The organism is Vibrio sp. T11.5, assembly GCF_027587155.1.
In the GTDB taxonomy this organism is placed as follows: domain Bacteria; phylum Pseudomonadota; class Gammaproteobacteria; order Enterobacterales; family Vibrionaceae; genus Vibrio; species Vibrio neptunius.
In genome coordinates, this window is sequence record NZ_JAPPTP010000018.1 from 1 (window position 1) to 17,052 (window position 17,052).

General features: G+C 44.7%; 17 protein-coding genes. 9 read left to right on the plus strand and 8 right to left on the minus strand.

The features are described 5' to 3' along the window. Positions 1-379 (plus strand): BspA family leucine-rich repeat surface protein (locus OH455_RS16570; protein ID WP_269982131.1); only part of this gene is annotated, 379 nt, incomplete at its 5' end. Between the two features lie 256 nt (positions 380-635). Further along, entirely contained in the window at positions 636-1,358 is a 723-nt protein-coding gene (locus tag OH455_RS16575; protein WP_269982132.1) for a carbonic anhydrase, read from the plus strand. A gap of 155 nt (positions 1,359-1,513) precedes the next feature. Here OH455_RS16575 and OH455_RS16580 read toward each other — a convergent pair whose 3' ends face one another. Beyond that, positions 1,514-1,960 carry an exoribonuclease R gene (locus tag OH455_RS16580; protein ID WP_269982133.1) on the minus strand — a complete coding sequence of 149 codons (447 nt, stop codon included), beginning with the start codon at positions 1,958-1,960 and terminating at the stop codon, positions 1,514-1,516. Positions 1,961-2,540: 580 nt separating this feature from the next. On the opposite strand from OH455_RS16580, the gene OH455_RS16585 reads away from it, so the two are divergent. The 6 genes from OH455_RS16585 (at position 2,541) to OH455_RS16610 (ending at position 7,434) form a co-directional block, all read left to right on the plus strand. Next, a complete protein-coding gene (locus OH455_RS16585) occupies positions 2,541-3,749 on the plus strand; it encodes a NupC/NupG family nucleoside CNT transporter (RefSeq protein WP_269982134.1) in 1,209 nt (402 codons plus the stop codon). Between the two features lie 110 nt (positions 3,750-3,859). Next, on the plus strand, positions 3,860-4,294 hold the full coding sequence (locus OH455_RS16590) for a DUF3429 domain-containing protein (protein WP_443088606.1): 435 nt from the start codon (positions 3,860-3,862) through the stop codon (positions 4,292-4,294). An 87-nt stretch (positions 4,295-4,381) separates the two neighbouring features. Next, a complete protein-coding gene (gene pepT, locus OH455_RS16595) occupies positions 4,382-5,611 on the plus strand; it encodes a peptidase T (protein ID WP_269982136.1) in 1,230 nt (409 codons plus the stop codon). 78 nt (positions 5,612-5,689) lie between these two features. Then, positions 5,690-6,157: a DM13 domain-containing protein gene (locus tag OH455_RS16600; RefSeq protein WP_045977302.1), complete on the plus strand. Its 468-nt coding sequence runs from the start codon at positions 5,690-5,692 to the stop codon at positions 6,155-6,157. Positions 6,158-6,297: 140 nt separating this feature from the next. Next, positions 6,298-7,155: a mechanosensitive ion channel family protein gene (locus OH455_RS16605; RefSeq protein ID WP_045977301.1), complete on the plus strand. Its 858-nt coding sequence runs from the start codon at positions 6,298-6,300 to the stop codon at positions 7,153-7,155. Between the two features lie 90 nt (positions 7,156-7,245). Continuing rightward, entirely contained in the window at positions 7,246-7,434 is a 189-nt protein-coding gene (locus OH455_RS16610) for a DUF1289 domain-containing protein (RefSeq protein WP_084720270.1), read from the plus strand. Between the two features lie 33 nt (positions 7,435-7,467). Here the strand turns inward: OH455_RS16610 and arsB are convergent, their stop codons facing one another. The 7 genes from arsB to OH455_RS16645 all read right to left on the minus strand — a co-directional run bounded on the left by arsB (position 7,468) and on the right by OH455_RS16645 (position 16,322). After that, entirely contained in the window at positions 7,468-8,541 is a 1,074-nt protein-coding gene (gene arsB, locus OH455_RS16615; RefSeq protein WP_269982137.1) for an ACR3 family arsenite efflux transporter, read from the minus strand. A gap of 87 nt (positions 8,542-8,628) precedes the next feature. Further along, a complete protein-coding gene (locus OH455_RS16620; RefSeq protein ID WP_045977299.1) occupies positions 8,629-8,970 on the minus strand; it encodes an ArsR/SmtB family transcription factor in 342 nt (113 codons plus the stop codon). 240 nt (positions 8,971-9,210) lie between these two features. Continuing rightward, the gene (locus OH455_RS16625) at positions 9,211-9,912 is read right to left on the minus strand and encodes a response regulator (protein ID WP_269982138.1); all 702 of its coding nucleotides are present in this window, start codon (positions 9,910-9,912) and stop codon (positions 9,211-9,213) included. A gap of 230 nt (positions 9,913-10,142) precedes the next feature. Then, positions 10,143-10,850 carry a response regulator gene (locus OH455_RS16630; RefSeq protein WP_269982139.1) on the minus strand — a complete coding sequence of 236 codons (708 nt, stop codon included), beginning with the start codon at positions 10,848-10,850 and terminating at the stop codon, positions 10,143-10,145. After that, on the minus strand, positions 10,843-14,154 hold the full coding sequence (locus tag OH455_RS16635; protein WP_269982140.1) for an ATP-binding protein: 3,312 nt from the start codon (positions 14,152-14,154) through the stop codon (positions 10,843-10,845). The genes OH455_RS16630 and OH455_RS16635 overlap by 8 nt, the downstream gene beginning before the upstream one ends. 166 nt (positions 14,155-14,320) lie before the next feature. Further along, positions 14,321-15,214, minus strand: a complete 894-nt coding sequence (locus tag OH455_RS16640) for a cation diffusion facilitator family transporter (RefSeq protein ID WP_269982141.1) — start codon at positions 15,212-15,214, stop codon at positions 14,321-14,323. A 229-nt stretch (positions 15,215-15,443) separates the two neighbouring features. Beyond that, entirely contained in the window at positions 15,444-16,322 is an 879-nt protein-coding gene (locus tag OH455_RS16645; protein ID WP_045977294.1) for a LysR family transcriptional regulator, read from the minus strand. Positions 16,323-16,472: 150 nt separating this feature from the next. On the opposite strand from OH455_RS16645, the gene OH455_RS16650 reads away from it, so the two are divergent. After that, positions 16,473-17,051 (plus strand): class I SAM-dependent DNA methyltransferase, encoded by a 579-nt coding sequence (locus OH455_RS16650; RefSeq protein ID WP_269982142.1) that lies wholly within the window; start codon positions 16,473-16,475, stop codon positions 17,049-17,051. The last annotated feature ends 1 nt before the right edge of the window (position 17,052 follow it).

The window sequence follows — 17,052 nt, forward strand, 5'->3', positions numbered from 1 at the left end:
ATCAAATGTAACTAATATGGCGCATATGTTCGGATTTGCAAAAGTCTTTGACCAGAATATCAGCCTCTGGAACACATCTAAAGTGACTAATATGAGTATCATGTTTACTGGTGCAGAAAGTTTCAACCAGAATATTAGTGGTTGGGATACCACAAGCGTTACTGATATGTCGTATATGTTTAAAGAGGCGAACGCATTTAATCAAGACATTGGTCATTGGGATACATCAAGCGTGACAAATATGAGCCGTATGTTTATGTCATCTAAGGCATTTTCCCAAGACCTGACTAATTGGAATGTGAGCAATGTGACAGAGCACGCTGAGTTTGCTGTTGACAGTGCCTTAACTCAAGAGCAACTGCCTTACTTCGTTGATTGATCTCTGATACCTAGTATTGTCCGAAAACCAGTGTTGGTGATACAACACTGGCTTTTTGTTTTAGGGCAAGATCAAACTGGCAATGTTAGAAAGACAAAGGCATCTTCCAATGAAATTGACAAAAAAGTAACTTTCACTTTTTTGTATCCGGTTCCAAAATTCGCAGGTAATCAAAGTTTTCCTACTACTCATGGATTTGGTCATCGACTTATGATGGTGGCCGATCTTCCGTTGGTGACGATAATAAGGAAATAACATGAAAAACACATTGATTGCCGCAAGTTTGATGATTGCGATGGCGGGAACGGTTCAGGCCGCTGAATGGGGTTACAAAGGGGATAAAGGACCTGAACATTGGGGAGACGTTGCCAAAGAGTGTGCCACTGGCAAAAACCAAAGCCCGATTGATATCAAGGATGTGGTTGATGCGGAGCTGATGCCACTCAACATTGAGTATCAGGGTATGGTGACTGGGCTGACGAATAACGGGCATACACTCCAAGCGGTTGTTGAGGGGAATAACGCCGTAACAGTAGATGGAGTTGAGTTTAATCTGGCGCAGTTCCATTTCCATACTCCTTCAGAAAACCACATTCGTGGTCAACACTTTCCCTTGGAAGCGCATTTTGTTAATGCGGATAAAGATGGCAACCTAGCGGTTGTTGCTGTGATGTATAACGCAGCACCGGGGGAAAATAACCAGATCACACAGTTGACGGCGACCATGCCTGAACCCGGTCAAACCGTGAGGTTACAAACGCCGTTTGCAGTAAAAGATATGTTGCCTGCAACGGGGGAGTACTACCGCTTTAATGGCTCTCTGACGACGCCACCTTGTTCTGAAGGCGTACGCTGGTTTGTGCTTAAATCTGCGCAAAATTTAACCACAGAACAGGCAAAACAAATGCAGATGGTGATGGGTAACAACAACCGCCCAATTCAGAAACAGAATGCTCGTGTCGTTCTCACTAACGATTAAATAATCAGGCCGGGTCAGCCCGGCCTTTTTAGTGGTTGTGGAATAACAACTAATTGGCCTCAGTTTGGCTTTTGCTTCCCTTTCACACTCAGTATCCTAGTGGCGATTCTCGCAATGTTGTGAGGTTGGGTTATCGCAGTTCTACCGAGTTCGAATTAGCGACTTTGGTTAATGGCCGCGTATTGACGCAGTAAGTCGGTTAAAGCTGTGACCCACTCTAATGCGTTGGTTGGGGCTTGTTTAAGCAGCACTTCCACATGTTGACAATGGACTTCAAGTGGTATTGCCTGTTCAAGGTGAAACGAAACCGAATAAAAATGCCAAAGCAATAAGCGTTGCATGCGTAGCGTGTTTTGCTGTTGATTGTCTGATTCGCTGAAAAGGGCTGGCAGTTCACTAAGAGCGATCGCACTCATCCTCAACATGGCATCAAACTGTGCCTCTTGCAGTTTGTCTTCGGATTCCGTCTCATCGGCATCGAACGTAAACAACTCAGTCATCGATTCTTCTGCGATCAGGCGGTGGATCATTCGCAGACTGAGTTCTTCGAGCTCTTCTCTTGGGGTAGCTTGCAGGGATGAGAGGGTGTAATCGCGTTGCATGGTGATCTCTGGCATCGGTTAAAGAGGCGCTTATTCTATACCGCTAGTGGTATAAATCTAGTTCAAAATAACAGAGTACTTGTTGTGCGCTGCGACGCCAGACCTTTTTGTCCTGCCGATAAACAAAATAGCCCCACCAAAGGTGGGGCAGTGTATTGTTGTGTTTGCGTTGTTAGCTGCTGACGTTGTTAGAGAATCTGTTTTTGTCACTAGTACGTTAGTTGACACTTTTATAAACCTAGATGGCAAATAATAAGTTGCCAAACTTTTTCAGTCATTGAATGGGGGGATAGCTTCAAAAGTGTGATCTTTGTTCACGGTTTTATAGCAAGTAAGTGCATATTTTATGTTTTTCTACTCCGATTTCATCTGCTCAATTGGGTTCGTTGCCGATTAAGCTGTTTATTGAGTGAACATTTGAACGTTTGCGTTAAAATATGTGATGAATATCTCACTGCGTGCGTTATACTCTCCGCCCGGTTAAGAGTACTGCTCTGCCAATACAAGCCGTCACATGGAATGGTGAATGACCCCACGGACCGGACCAGCTATTTACCAATGCTTGTAGAGGTTATCTTTAATGAATGTCCTATTCGGATTAATCGGTGTTGCGGCACTGTTATTATGTGCTGTGTTGCTGTCAGAGAGTCGTAAAGCGATCAACTGGAAAACAGTCTCTCGCGCCTTGTTACTTCAAATCGGTTTTGCCGCTTTAGTCTTGTACTTCCCTTGGGGACAAACCGCACTCACCAGTTTAAGTAATGGTGTTTCTAGCCTGTTAGGTTTTGCTGATGAAGGTATCGGATTCTTGTTTGGTGATTTAGCCAATACTGGGTTTATCTTTGCGGTTCGTGTTCTGCCTATCATCATTTTCTTTAGTGCACTAATTTCGGCACTTTATTACCTTGGCATTATGCAAAAGGTGATTGAGTTTATCGGTGGTGGTATCCAAAAGTTCCTCGGGACGAGTAAAGCCGAGTCTCTGGTTGCTACCGGTAATATCTTCCTATCTCAAGGTGAGTCTCCACTTCTTGTTCGACCTTTCCTTTCGCGCATGACTCGCTCTGAATTGTTTGCTGTGATGGCGGGGGGCATGGCCTCTGTGGCTGGCAGTGTACTGGGTGGTTATGCTGGATTAGGTGTTGAGCTCAAGTACTTAATTGCCGCAAGCTTTATGGCTGCGCCGGGCAGTTTGATGATGGCTAAGATCATTGTTCCTGAGCGTGAAACGCCAATTGATCAATCAGATATTGCAATGGACAAAGCGCAAGACAGTAATGTGATTGATGCTTTAGCAAGTGGTGCAATGAACGGCATGAAGGTTGCCGTTGCTGTCGGTACCATGTTGATTGCATTCGTTAGCGTGATTGCCATGGTCAACACGGGTCTTGAAAGTTTGGGCGACGTGGCGGGCTTTAGCGGATTGACGCTGCAAACGCTGTTCGGCTACCTGTTCTCTCCTTTGGCATGGGTGATTGGTGTGCCGGCCAATGAAATGCTGATGGCGGGCTCTTACATTGGCCAGAAAATTGTTATGAATGAGTTTGTGGCTTTCATCGATTTTGTCGAGCACAAAGCGCTGCTTTCTGAACATACCCAAGTGATCGTCACGTTTGCACTGTGTGGCTTTGCAAACATAGGTTCGATTGCTATTCAGCTTGGCTCTATCGGAGTGATTGCGCCAGAGCGCCGCTCAGAAGTGGCTAATCTTGGTATCAAAGCTGTGCTTGCTGGTACGTTTGCGAATCTTATGAGTGCTTGTTTGGCGGGTATTTTCATCCTGCTTTAATGCTGCCTTAAGTCGATAATTAAAAGCCCGAATAGCAAACTATTCGGGCTTTTTCGTCGTAATAAACAAAAATACTTAAGAATGCGTTTATGAGCAATGGAAGATCGTCAATGTCAATCATGTTTAAACTGGGTTATTTGGGGCTAGTGCCTTTCGCGCTGAGCCTCATCGGTATTGTCACAGGTGCGAGGCTCTTCGGGCTTACAGGCGAAGAAATGTTTATTTCGTACAGTGTGGTGATCTTGAGTTTTTTGTCGGGAGTACTGTGGGGCAATGGCATCGATCACTCGGTAGATAAAATTAGCCGTAATGCACTTTTACTCAGTAACTTGTTTGCCGTGATGACATGGGGTGTCTTGCTACTGTCACGCCAGAACGTCGCTTTAGCGCTTGTCTTGTTGGGCTTTGGTTATTTTCTGGTTTGGTTTTCAGAGCGAGCAGTCAGAATAGCGGAAAAAGAGCGCAAACCCGTAGGGTACAAGGTCCTCAGAGCAAGGCTGACCACCAGTGTCATCGTTATGCACTGTATTGCTCTCATCGCTTAAAAACTGATTTACAGCAAAACCTCTTTGTTTATAAGGCGTAGGATGAACGCCAGTATGCTAACAATCATAATATAAAGAGATACCGCTATGAATGAACTGGTTCAACGTTTTCTGCGCTACGTGTCCTTTAACACGCAGTCCAACCCTTCCAACCCCGCCTGCCCAAGTAGTGAAGGGCAATACACTTTCGCCCAATTCCTCCAACAAGAATTGTTGGAACTTGGTTTGAGTGAGGTGTTACTTGATGATAACGGCTATTTGATGGCGAAGCTGCCCAGTAATGTTGACTACGATGTGCCAGCCATTGGCTTTGTCGCTCATATGGATACCGCACCTGATGCGTCAGGAAAAAATGTCAAACCTCAGATTGTTGAAGATTATCAGGGTGGCGATATTGCCCTAGGTAAAGGTGATGAAGTGCTGTCGCCAATTCAATACCCTGAGCTGCGTAGACTGCTTGGCCACAATCTGATCACGACGGATGGCACCACACTTCTCGGTGCGGACAACAAAGCCGGTATTGCAGAAATTATTTCCGCTGTTGCTGAGTTGCAGGCGAATCCAGACATTCCCCACGGCGATATCTGCATCGGTTTTACACCAGATGAAGAAATTGGTCGTGGTGCGGACCGGTTTGATGTGGAGAAGTTTGGAGCACAATGGGCCTATACCATTGATGGAGGTCCGGTGGGCGAACTGGAGTACGAAAACTTTAATGCAGCCAGTGCTGATGTGATTTGCTACGGAGTCAACGTCCACCCAGGTAGCGCAAAAAATAAAATGGTGAATGCCATGAACATTGCCGCCCAGTTCCAATTGATGATGCCCGCTGATGAAACCCCTGAATCGACCGAAGGATATCAAGGCTTCTATCATTTGAAGTCTGCAAAAATGGCAGTGGCGCGCTGTGAGCTAGGTTATATCATTCGTGATTTTGAGCGTGACGGGCTAGAGCAACGCAAAGCCTTGATGCAGAGTAAAGTGAAGGAGCTTAACTCGACATTAAGCAAAGGACGTGTAGAGCTGAAATTATCAGACAGCTATTTCAACATGAAACAAATGGTCGAGCCTCATCCGCATATTATTGAACTCGCCAAGCAAGCGATGATTGCTTGCGATGTCGAGCCTAAAATTAAGCCCATTCGTGGTGGCACCGATGGTGCTAGGTTGTCCTTTATGGGTTTACCTTGTCCGAATATCTTCACAGGAGGCTATAATTTTCATGGTATTCATGAATTTATTAGCATTGAAGGTATGGAGCAGGCTGTACAGGTTATTGTGACCTTGTGTGAGAAAACAGCACTTCACTACAGATAAAATTCCGATATGTCCCTGTTATCTCATTGATTATCGTGTACATTGACTATGTATGCTTGATAAACAGAGGTTTCGGGGATGAAAAGGATTTTTTTACTGTTTACACACCTTATATGTGGGGCAATCGGTTTTGCTGTCGGTATTTATGCCTTACCCATTCTTATCCAGCCAGATTCTCCCTCAATGAGCTCAGTGGAGGCTGTGACCAACAAGGCGGTTTATACTGCAACCTTCCAGCGCGACCGAAAAGACAGTGATTTTCTTCATTGGGGAGAGGGCTCTGTTTCTATTAGTCATGACCAAATTGCTTTTGTCGGTGAGCTTGCCCCTGGTCCGGACTATAAACTTTACCTATCACCTCAGTTTATTGAAACTGAAGCCAACTTCAACCAGAAAAAGCATACCATGGTGAGAGTGGGAGAGGTGAAGACGTTTGATCGTTTTGCCCTTAGCTTGCCAAAAGACGTTGATGTGGCCCAATACAATACCGTGATTGTTTGGTGTGAAACCTTTGGTGAGTTTATTACGTCTGCGCGTTTCAAATAGCTTGTCAACGCTACACAGTCTGCATTAATAGAAATGTAAACTAGATTATTATCAATAATTATGGGAAGTTAATCTCATTCAAAACGGAATTTTTATAGGGGCTTTGGCCCCTTTCTCTATAATAACAATAGGAGCCGAGAATGGAGAAAGTACAAGCCGTAATCGATTTTCTTCTGACTCAAAAATTTATTTTTACCGCGCTCATTATCCTTCTGATAGCGATAATACGCCGTATTGTTTTATCCAAAATTCGTGGTGACGTTGCGTTTGTGTCTGAAGAACAGCGTAACTGGATGTCGCGCACTAAGAATGGTGCATTCGCCATTACCGTTGTGCTGCTTTTCATGCTGTGGAAGTCGGAAGTTAATGAATTTGCGCTGTCGGTTACGGCGATTGCCGTTGCTATCGTTGTGGCATCGAAAGAGATCATTCTTTGTTTTACAGGCTCTATCCAGAGAGCGAGCTCACGGTCATTTCGCATTGGCGACTGGATTGAGGTTGGCAAGATTTGTGGCGAGGTGATTGAGCACAATATGATGGCCACTGTGATTCAAGAGATAGATCTTCATCATGGTCAGTACCACTACACAGGGAAAACGGCGACATTACCAAACAGTATGTTTTTCACCTACCCAGTGAAAAACCTCAATTTTATGAAGCGCTACGTCTATCATAACTTTTCTATTATCGTTGGCGAGTTTGTCAACTTATTCCCTTTGGTTCCATTAATGATCGAAAAGATTGAGGGGCATTGCCACTATTTTAGTGATGTTGCCACTCGATACAACACAATGATCGAAAAGCATGCGGGGGTCGATTTGCCCGGTGCGGAACCTCATATCCATATTTCCAGTAGCTCGACAGGCGAGCAGGTCGTGCATTTTATGATTTTCTGCCCAACTGATAAAGCGACGCACTTGGAACAGGAAATCAGGAAAGATTTTATGGAGCTGTACGAACAACACTTCCAGTGTGATAAAGAAGCAAAAGAGAGCTGAGGCTCTCTTTTTTGTTGCCACAATAAGCAAATCTGTATTCCATTCGACAGCGGGATCTTCAAGCACTAGCTTTAAAGTAACAAGGTCAAGATGAAAACAGAAACCATGGATGAACAGGTGCCAATTCCTTGTGTAAGAAATTGCTGTCTCGATGATGATGATATCTGTGTTGGGTGTTTTCGTACGCTCGATGAGATATTGCAGTGGCGCTCCTGCACGGATGAGGAAAAGCAGGCCATATTGATACGCTGTGAGCAACGCAAAAAGGAAAGGGGATAATAGTACCCGCCATGTCTGGCGGGCGAGAAGTAGCTAGGCGTGTCGTGCGCTTAGTTTGTATTTCTGTTTCATTCGTAGAGCGATATTAACTAAAAGAATCAGAACAGGCACTTCAATTAATGGGCCAATCACACCAGCAAAAGCTTGGTCTGAATTAAGACCAAATACCGCGATCGATACCGCAATCGCCAACTCAAAGTTGTTGCCTGTCGCGGTGAAGGCAATCGAGGCATTTTTATCATATTCGATGCCCATTTTCTTACCAATAAAGAAACTAACAAAGAACATCACAACAAAATAGATAGCCAGTGGAATAGCGACACGCACCACATCCATTGGTAGCTCCAGAATCATCTCCCCCTTTAAGCTGAACATCAGCACAATCGTCGCGAGCAGGGCAATCAAGGTGATAGGCGAGATACGAGGAATAAACACTTGGTTGTACCATTGTTCGCCTTTAGCCGCGACTAACCACTTACGGCTTAAAAAACCGGCTAGAAATGGAATGCCAAGGTAAATCATTACGCTTTGTGCAATATCTAGCATGGAAATATCCACTTCGAAACCCTGATAGCCAAATACCGGCGGAAGCACAGAGATAAACAGCCAAGCCATGAAGCTATAGGTCACGATCTGGAAAGCGCTGTTCAGTGCAACCAGAGCGGCACCATATTCTTTGTTACCACCACCAATATCATTCCAGACTAAAACCATCGCAATACAACGCGCTAGACCAATCAAAATGATGCCAACCATATAGCCTGGGTGATCAGCCAGAAACGTCAGTGCCAGAATGAACATTAGAACAGGGCCAACAACCCAGTTCATCACCAATGACAGCGTAATTGCCTTTTTATCCTGACGTACTTTGCCCAAGAGACTGTAATTTACTTTTGCCAAGGGTGGATACATCATCAGTATCAAGCCGATGGCTAGGGGAACATTAGTACTGCCAACAGACATGGCTTGATTCCACTCTGCAACCTGAGGAAATAGAGCTCCTATGGCGACCCCAACGGCCATGGCAACAAAGATCCACACCGTAAGGTAGCGGTCGAGGAAGCTCATGTTGTTTGCGGCATTGTTTACTGCAGTTTCAGTTTTCATTGTGTCTCTCTCTTTCGTTTATCGTCGAAAGGCGATTGATGAAGGTGTAAAGATCCGAGTAGTAGCGTGACATACTCAGATGTCAGTTCAGTTAAAGATGGTATTAAATGCGTGGCTAAATTCGGAAATGGCTTCCCGGTTGACCTTGTAACAAACTTTAGGTGGATTGGGTTCCGCGATAATGAACTCTGCCTGCTTTAGAATACGCAAGTGCTCAGAAACTGTTGACTGAGCGAGACCTAACTGGGATACCAAATCACTGTTGAGACAGCCACCAAGGTTATCCAATGTCACCAAAATCTTAAGGATCCTGACTCGGGCTGGGTGTGAAAGTGCTTTTGCCTTCAACGCAAAGGCCGTTTCTACTGCGATTTCAGCGTCTGTCGTCGAGAATGCTTGCTGGTTTGCAAGGTTGCATTGGTTTACCATGAGGTGTCTATTGATAGTTAATCGTCGAATTGCGATTAACTATACGCTTGCCATGTCCAACCCGCAACCCAAAAGTGTTGTGAAGAGAAAAATAAAGAGAGTCAATCGGAGCAACCGATGTGAGGGGTAGCCATATCGGTTGGCTCAAGCAAAACTAGCGTTATGCAGCTTGTTTTTCTGCGTCGCTATGAATGAAAGCGAACAGCGGCAGAGCTGGCATAATAACCGAAGCCTGAGCTATCAGGCTTCTTGTGCTTGGTCTTCTTCTAGGTGAACTCGGATTGGATGATCGTCAATGATTGACTGGAGCTCTCTTAGCCTTTTTACTAAACGGTTATCGAGAAGCGTTCCGGCTTTTAACAAGCAGCCGCCATTGTTGGCAAAAATATCACCGACCAGAGTCATACCCGCTTGGAGCTCATGCAAACTCTGTACAGTCGTGAACTTGCCTATGTCTGAACCTTGTGTGTTAGGTTTGCCTGATTCGTTATCACTGTTGAGTTCAGTGTCGATATCACTGTATAAATGTTGCTGGTATAATTCGGTGTGGCCAGTGATGGCTTGTTCTATCTGCTCTCGCGCATCTTTTACAGTGATGGGCTTGGGGAGAAACGCGTCAATCTCAAAGCGCATACAGGTGGAGATAGTCTCTGTATCTGACAGGGCTGTCACCGCAATAATACTGGTTTCCGGTGTCGCTTTGGTTTGCCCCATACGCACGGACTTAATCAGCTCTAAACCGTTAATGTGCGGCATATTGATGTCTGTAATGATCAGGTCAATATGGTTATGTTCGATTTTTTCTATGGCACTGCGACCGTCCGGTGCACTCAGAATGTTTTCGTAGCCACTTTTGAACAACATGCCGATCAATGCCTTGCGGGATAAGTTGTTGTCCTCTACAACCAGAATCGTAAATTTGCTGAGTTCAAATGTTGACATAAATTGCTCCTTCACAACGAGGTTAAGTTGACATCGTGCTGCTTAACAAAAGGATAGCAAATATCGAACCAACTATTGTATTTAGCAGCTTGATCAATAATTATTGTTAATAATCAATATCATACTTTGTTGTCTTACCTAGTTATCTTGGTTGCGGAGTTGTCATCTTTTTCTCAAAATTAGGAGTATTTGTCCGTTCTCATTTTGATTCTCAATTTTAGAAAACCAGATCATACCGCTATTTGCGTCTTGTCTTCTCGTACAACAATGCTATTTGTATCAATGATCTTACTCAGCTCAAATAAGCGCAAAATGAGCTTTTTGTTGAGTTTGGTGCCTGCGCGGAGTAGGCAGCCTCCAGAGACCGCGTTGATATCGTAGACCAGTGTCATGCCTTCTTTGATCTCCGAAAGTTGCGATAGTTCACGTACGCAACTATTGATCGAGCGAATACGTTTTGTCATCTGCTGCGTATTGTCCTGAGGTGCCAAATTGATACGGGTATCGACATCCTGATAGAAGTGCTGTTGGTACAAACGTTTTGGCTCAGTGATCGCGCTCTGGATTTTTTCTTTTGCCGATTTGATGCTAATGGGTTTCACAAGAAAAGCATCCACTTCCAATGTCATACAAGCCGAAATCGTCGCTGTATCTGAAAGTGTCGTCACGGCGATGATCCGTGTGTCACAGGCGACTTGGGCTTGATTGGTTCTAATCGCTTTGATCAGCTCGAGTCCATTGAGATTAGGCATGTTGATGTCAGTGATGATCAAATCAATCTTATTTTCGGCACACTTGGTCATGGCTTCCTTGCCATCTTTGGCACATAGCAAATTTTCGTAGCCTCCTCTCACTAGCATTCCGACCAGTGCTTGGCGAGAAAACTTGTGATCTTCAACGACGAGTACCGTAAAGTCGGTCGGGTCATAGTTACTCATAAATCACTTCCGTATCTTCGATAATTGAATGTTCAACCAGGTAACTCTCTATGCAGCTCAGCTCGGTTTTAGCCATTTTTAACGTACTAGATAGCTCCCGCCAGTTTTGTCGATGTGCTGTATTCTGTAGAATCTCAAATTTATCTGCGAGTTTATTGGCCCCGGCAGAGCGAGCAGCTCCTTTTGCTGCATGGGCAATTTGTTGAAGTTCTGCATGACTTTGTTTGACTAATGCGTGCTCAATGTTGCCAATGTCTTCGTTGACAGATTCCCAATATCCAGCAAGTAAAGGAGCTACAATAGACCATTCTCTTGTGCCCAAAATCTGTTCTAGAGTCGACATGCAGATCGGTTCTTGTCGAGGGTTGACGCTCGGTACTTCAACGTCGTTGGGCTCTAACATTGCTTCTGTTGCTGCCTTCTCTTCTATGGGAATAGGAGAGAGCTGCATCCACTTTTCAATCGATTGATCAAGAGTTTTGAGTTCGACTGGCTTGGTTAAATAATCATCCATCCCTGAAGCGAAACACTGTTCAGAGGCTTCAACCATTGCATTGGCGGTAATGGCGACGATCGGCGTATGTCCCATATTTGGCGACTGCCGCTCTATGCTTCGGATTTGACTTGCCAGTTCATACCCATCCATTACTGGCATGTGACAATCGGTTAAAATCAAATCAAATCGACCATGTTTCCATTTATGAAGCGCTTCTTGTCCATGGACGGCCAATTCACATTGATAACCCAAGTGATGCAACTGCCGCTGAATGACGTCACGGTTGGTGGGTTGATCATCGACCACGAGGATGAGTCCATTTTTGTTTTGACTAATGTATTGTTCAGATTCGTTTACGATAGACTTGATGTTTTTTTCATCACTAATCAGTTCTCTCATGACGCCTATGGCTGTGGTTAGTTCACTTGGCTTGAAAGGGTTACAAGGCATTACGTAGTAGTTGGGTTTCGCGAGGCCAGGCTTAACACTCGGGTCGTGAGAGAGAAAGATAAATTTTTGCTCTTCAAGCAGCGCTGACCCAAGCAGCGAGAGCGGTTTTTCCTCGTAATAGTGATACAAGTCAGGGCCAACAATAATCAAGTCAATGGTGGCACCGGCTTTGTTGGCGTAATCCAGTACTGCAATCGCCCTTTGCATATTGGCGACACAGTTGGTTTTGCAGCGGAAGTTAGCAAGGTTGATGTCGCAGAAAGTGGCAATGTTTTGGTCATTGGTGACAAACAGAATCCTAGAGCCGTTCACGTAGTTTGGTGTCGGATCTTGCGGGGCTTCTTCCACTTCAATAAAAGGAAGTTCAATCGAGAAACGGCTGCCTACACCAAATCGACTGTCAACTTGAATATCTCCCCCCATCATTTCGAGAAGTGAGCGAGTAATCGAGAGACCTAAACCTGTCCCGCCATAGAGTCTTGTGGTACTGGTATCAGCTTGGCTGAAGGCTTTGAACAGCTTCTCTATTTGTTCTTCCGTCATGCCAATGCCATTGTCTTCAATCATGATCTCGACATAGGGTGCGATGTCGTGTTGGTTCAGTGTGGCAGAGACCCATATTTTACCTTTCATCTCATCGGTGCTGTCCGTAAATTTGACGGCGTTGCCAACGAGGTTAAGTAGCACTTGGCTTAGCCTGACACTGTCACTCATTATCACTTTAGGTAGACTGGCATCGTAAGTTAAATAGAGTTCAATACCTTTATTGTTGGCTTGCAGGCAGAGCACATCCAAGGTTCTTTCTATTAGCTTTTGTAGTTCGACTGGGACACTTTCCAGCGACATTTGACCGGCTTCAATTTTTGAAAAGTCTAAGATGTCGTTGATAATGTGCAGAAGGGTTAACGCCGAGTCTTTGATAGTGGTTACCATGCTTCTCTGCTCACCATTGAGCTCTGATTCACTAAGCAGGCTTAACATGCCGACGACACCATTCATTGGTGTGCGTATCTCATGACTCATGTTGGCCAAGAACATGGATTTGGCTTCACTGGCCGCTAAGGCGATCTCACTTTCATGCCTCAAGTTTGCCTGCGCCGTCTTTTCTTTGGTTACGTCAATGTTGACACCGCCCATGCCAATAGGCGTTGTGCCGTCTTGGTCAAAGAGAACGTCTGCTGCCGCTTTTATCCAACGTATGCCCTGATCAGGCAGTTGTATCCTGAATTCAGCGTTGAACTGAGTGAGGTTTTCTCGCGCTTTGTTAAGGGATTCCTCAGCAGTAAATATATCCTCGTCCAACACTCTTTCTTGCCACATGGCGTAGTTATTGTCGCAGTTATTTGGGTCGACCCCATAAATCTGATACATTCGTTCATCCCAAGAGAGCTCGTTGGTTTTGAAATCCCAACTCCAGATACCGATCCCACCGGCTTGAGTCGCTAGGTTCAGGCTTCTTACCACCTCTTCCAGTTCGCTTTGGCTTCTTCTTAACTCATTCTGGGCGATTCGCTCTTTGCTGATGTCGCGTAAGGTCAAGACAATGTAATTTTTTGCCTTCATTGTGATGTATTTAACATAGCCAAGCATGCTTAACACATCGTTGGTCCGGCTGACTTTAATCACTTCGTCCAGTGCGACTTCTTGATACATTTCGACGCTTGAGAGTTTTTCCTCAATCTTGCTCTCTGTAAACTCGTATAGGAGTGATGTCAGCTTCAACCCAAGTAAGTCAGCTTTGCTGTGCTCAAAAAGTGTCCGTGCCGAGTCATTCACGTCGAGTACTTTCAGCTTGTCATCGAGAAGCAGCATATTGTCGACCGCTTGCTCAAACATCACTCCCATTTGCAATTCTTGCTCATTGATCCGCTGATTCTGGTTAGAGACTAATTGTTGGAGCTTTTGGTTGGATGCCTTTAGTTCCTGGCGAACCTGCCTCATTTGGTTGATGTCGGCCTGAGTGAGGATCAGGTAATGGTTGCCTCCTCCTTGTTTCTTCATCGGTTCTAAATTGACGCGTAGCCAGCCTTTTTGTGCCTCTTGATGTATACAAAGTTCACTGGTGTGAGAAGCGGCCTCATGAACGGCACTATGGAGTTCAGCAATATGATCATCATTAAGATAGTGTGAGTAGAATTCAATGATGTTACGGCCGATCACTTGATTTGAAAGAAGGCCGTAGTACTTGAGAAAGGCCGGATTAGCATAAAAAATCGCATTTGATCCAGATTGACCATCGAAGATCACCATACCGTCAGACAATAAGTCTAAGACGCTGGTTTTAATGCTGTCGTCTTGATGAGGTTCGGTTTTCTTTGACTGTTTGTCAGAAAGTAGTGATGCAAATGGGTTTTTCATAGGCGCCAACCTTGATGTTTTTCGTGCTACGGCCTCTCCATTATTGTCTGGAGATGTTTATTATGAAATCATATACATAATAATAGAACTAACTGGCGCTTTTTGTAGGGTTATAGATAAAAACACCCTGTTGGGAAGGCGTTTTCATTGGCAAACAGTAGTTTGCTTAACTGGCTATGTTCAGGTTCAGCCTTAAGTCGAGTGGAAGTTTAGCCAGTTTGCTCTTCAAAATACGTCGAGTTTGTTCGAGATCAGCCACCGCCACCTGTTTTTCCATGGAGTGGACATCTAGGTTAACTCTAAGCTCTCGGCCTACCTTAGTGACAGCGGCTAACCTAATTTTCTGTTTCACTTGTTTATCTAACGCTATGACCTCTTTATCAACGACATCGCAGATCTCATCGCTCGGTGGCATCATTAGTAACTCTCTAATGGCTTCTTTAAGCATATCGAAAGGGACTTTTATAAAGTAAAACGACATTAGAATCATCATCATAGGATCGGCGTAGACAGAGTATTCGGCCAGAGGTGATAAGGCGATACCCCATGCCACAATAAAGCCGAGTGTGACTGCAACGCTCAGTAGTGTGTCCATCTGCCATTGTTTGGCTTCCGCTTCAATCAAGCCAGAAGAGTGACGTTTTGATTTGCGAGCGATGTGCCACCACGCGTAGCCGCAGCCTAGTACATTGACCACACCAAATAAAGTGGCGATTGAAGCATCCACTTCACGACCACCGTTGAAGACAGCAATAAGGGCAGAGTAGAGTGAGTAACTGACTACCGCGAGAATAACACTGCCCTTGACGGCAATAACAACAGGCTCAAGCACGGCTTTGCCGAATGGAAAGTGGCTTCTTGAAGGGCTTTGAATATATTTGGAAGCTGCGAGCGACAATAAAGTTAGCAGCAGACTGACAGATGAATAAACGCCATCAAAGACAATAACCAGTGAACCAACAAGCACCCCGAGTACCAATCCCCCCACTGCAAAGCCTGAAGCTAATAGGGCTGAGAAGATCAGAATCCGTTTTTCATTTAAGCTTGTCCTGTCACACATAGAGTATTCTCTTCGCAATTTATATCTTTATTCTTTGCGTACTCAGCCTATTTGACAAACTTGATCTGTACTTAAAATAACCAGAAATAGTGGTGTTACACACTTTGTCTTTATAATTCAGGGTATTAACTTTGATTTTTAGTGTCATAAAAACTGACACTGACTGTCGTATTGTTAAGATAAGCGCAGCGCAACGCCTCCGTTGTCACAGAGAACAAAGGCGAAACTATCAAAAATCAAACAAATATTCGTTTAATTTATCCGCCAACCATGACATGCCGGGGTGCTCTGCCATGCCTGCTGCGGTAAACATACAGTAATCTTCTTGCGTTAAACCATAGGTATGCTTAATGACAGCCAGTTCTTGTTTACGCAAATGATGACGGATAAGAGGTTCTGGTAATACCCCCCAAGCATCTTCGGTGAGAATGGTACTGAGCATATAGTCAAAACTAGAGAAACCAATATGGCGTAATGAGAAAGGCTGCAATTCGGGATTATCTTTTTCGTTGAGATAAACCATGACCGCTTGCATTGCATTACGCAGTTCGTTGTCCGAAACGCGTCGAAGCTGACTGAGGCGATGATCGGCTTTGCATACCGACATCAGTCGGATCTTGCCCAACGGGTGGTAACTTATATGGGGGTCATCGATACGTTCGTAATCAACACCAAAAGCAAAGTCGACTTGTTGAGTGACCACTAGGTTTGCCAGATCACCACTGGATGCAAGGACAATATTAAACGAGGTTGCAGGAAATTTATTGTTGAGCTGGTGGGAAAGGCTCTGCCACATATCATCTGGCAACGAATCATCGCGTGCGATCCAGACTTCAGCGTTGAACTCACCGGACACTTGAGCACAGGTCTGACGAATTCGCGAAACGGTAACCAACATATTCTGGCAGTCTTTATAGATGGCTTTGCCTGCTTCTGACAGAGAAACATGGTTGCCCGTGCGGACAAAAAGCTCAATGTTTAGGTCCTTTTCCAGTGCTTTTATCGACATGCTTAATTTTGTTCGGTTGCATTCGAGTTGTCTAGCAGCTTCGGACACTGACCCAGTGTCAGCAATAGTACAGAAGGCTTCAATCTGCGATAGGTTCATCTGGGCAATTCGCGTATTTGGTGCTTATATAGGCTAATGTTATAAGAATACATTACGCTTGTCTGTTTTATGACGCCAAAAGCTATGAATTTCATGCAGTTTTGATACTCTTGTTTAACGCCAAATGAATGAGGTAATAGGGAGATCATGATGGCTACTATTTGGGATGATTATGCAGCAGAGTGGGAAAACGAGCCTTTAGCAGTATTGTATGCACAGAAAGCGTTTGACTCTCTTCAGGAAATTGTCGATGTCCAAGGGAAACGAATTCTTGATTTTGGTTGTGGTACCGGACTACTGAGCCAAAAACTGTCTCCTCTCGCCAAAGATATCGTAGCGTTAGATAGTTCAGAGGCGATGATTGAGCAGCTAGATAAGAAAGAACTTGATAATGTAGAGCCAGTCGTTGACCTCCTAACAAGAGGGTTGGTGGCCATGCACCCGGCGTTCCGAAGTCAATTCGACTTAGTGGTTGCGTCTTCAGTTTGTAGCTTTTTGCCAAACTATTCTGACGTCGTTGATATCGTCTACAGCCTGCTCAATAAAGGCAACTATTTTGTTCATTGGGACTGGTTATCGGAGAAAGATGAAGAAGGTGGAATGACCCCCACTCATGTATTGCAAGTGCTAAGTAGTGTCGGTTTTGATGAGGTCGAAGTAACAACACCATTCAGTTTCGATACCCCGAACGGAAAATTGACAGTATTGATGGCCATCGCCAAGAAGTAAC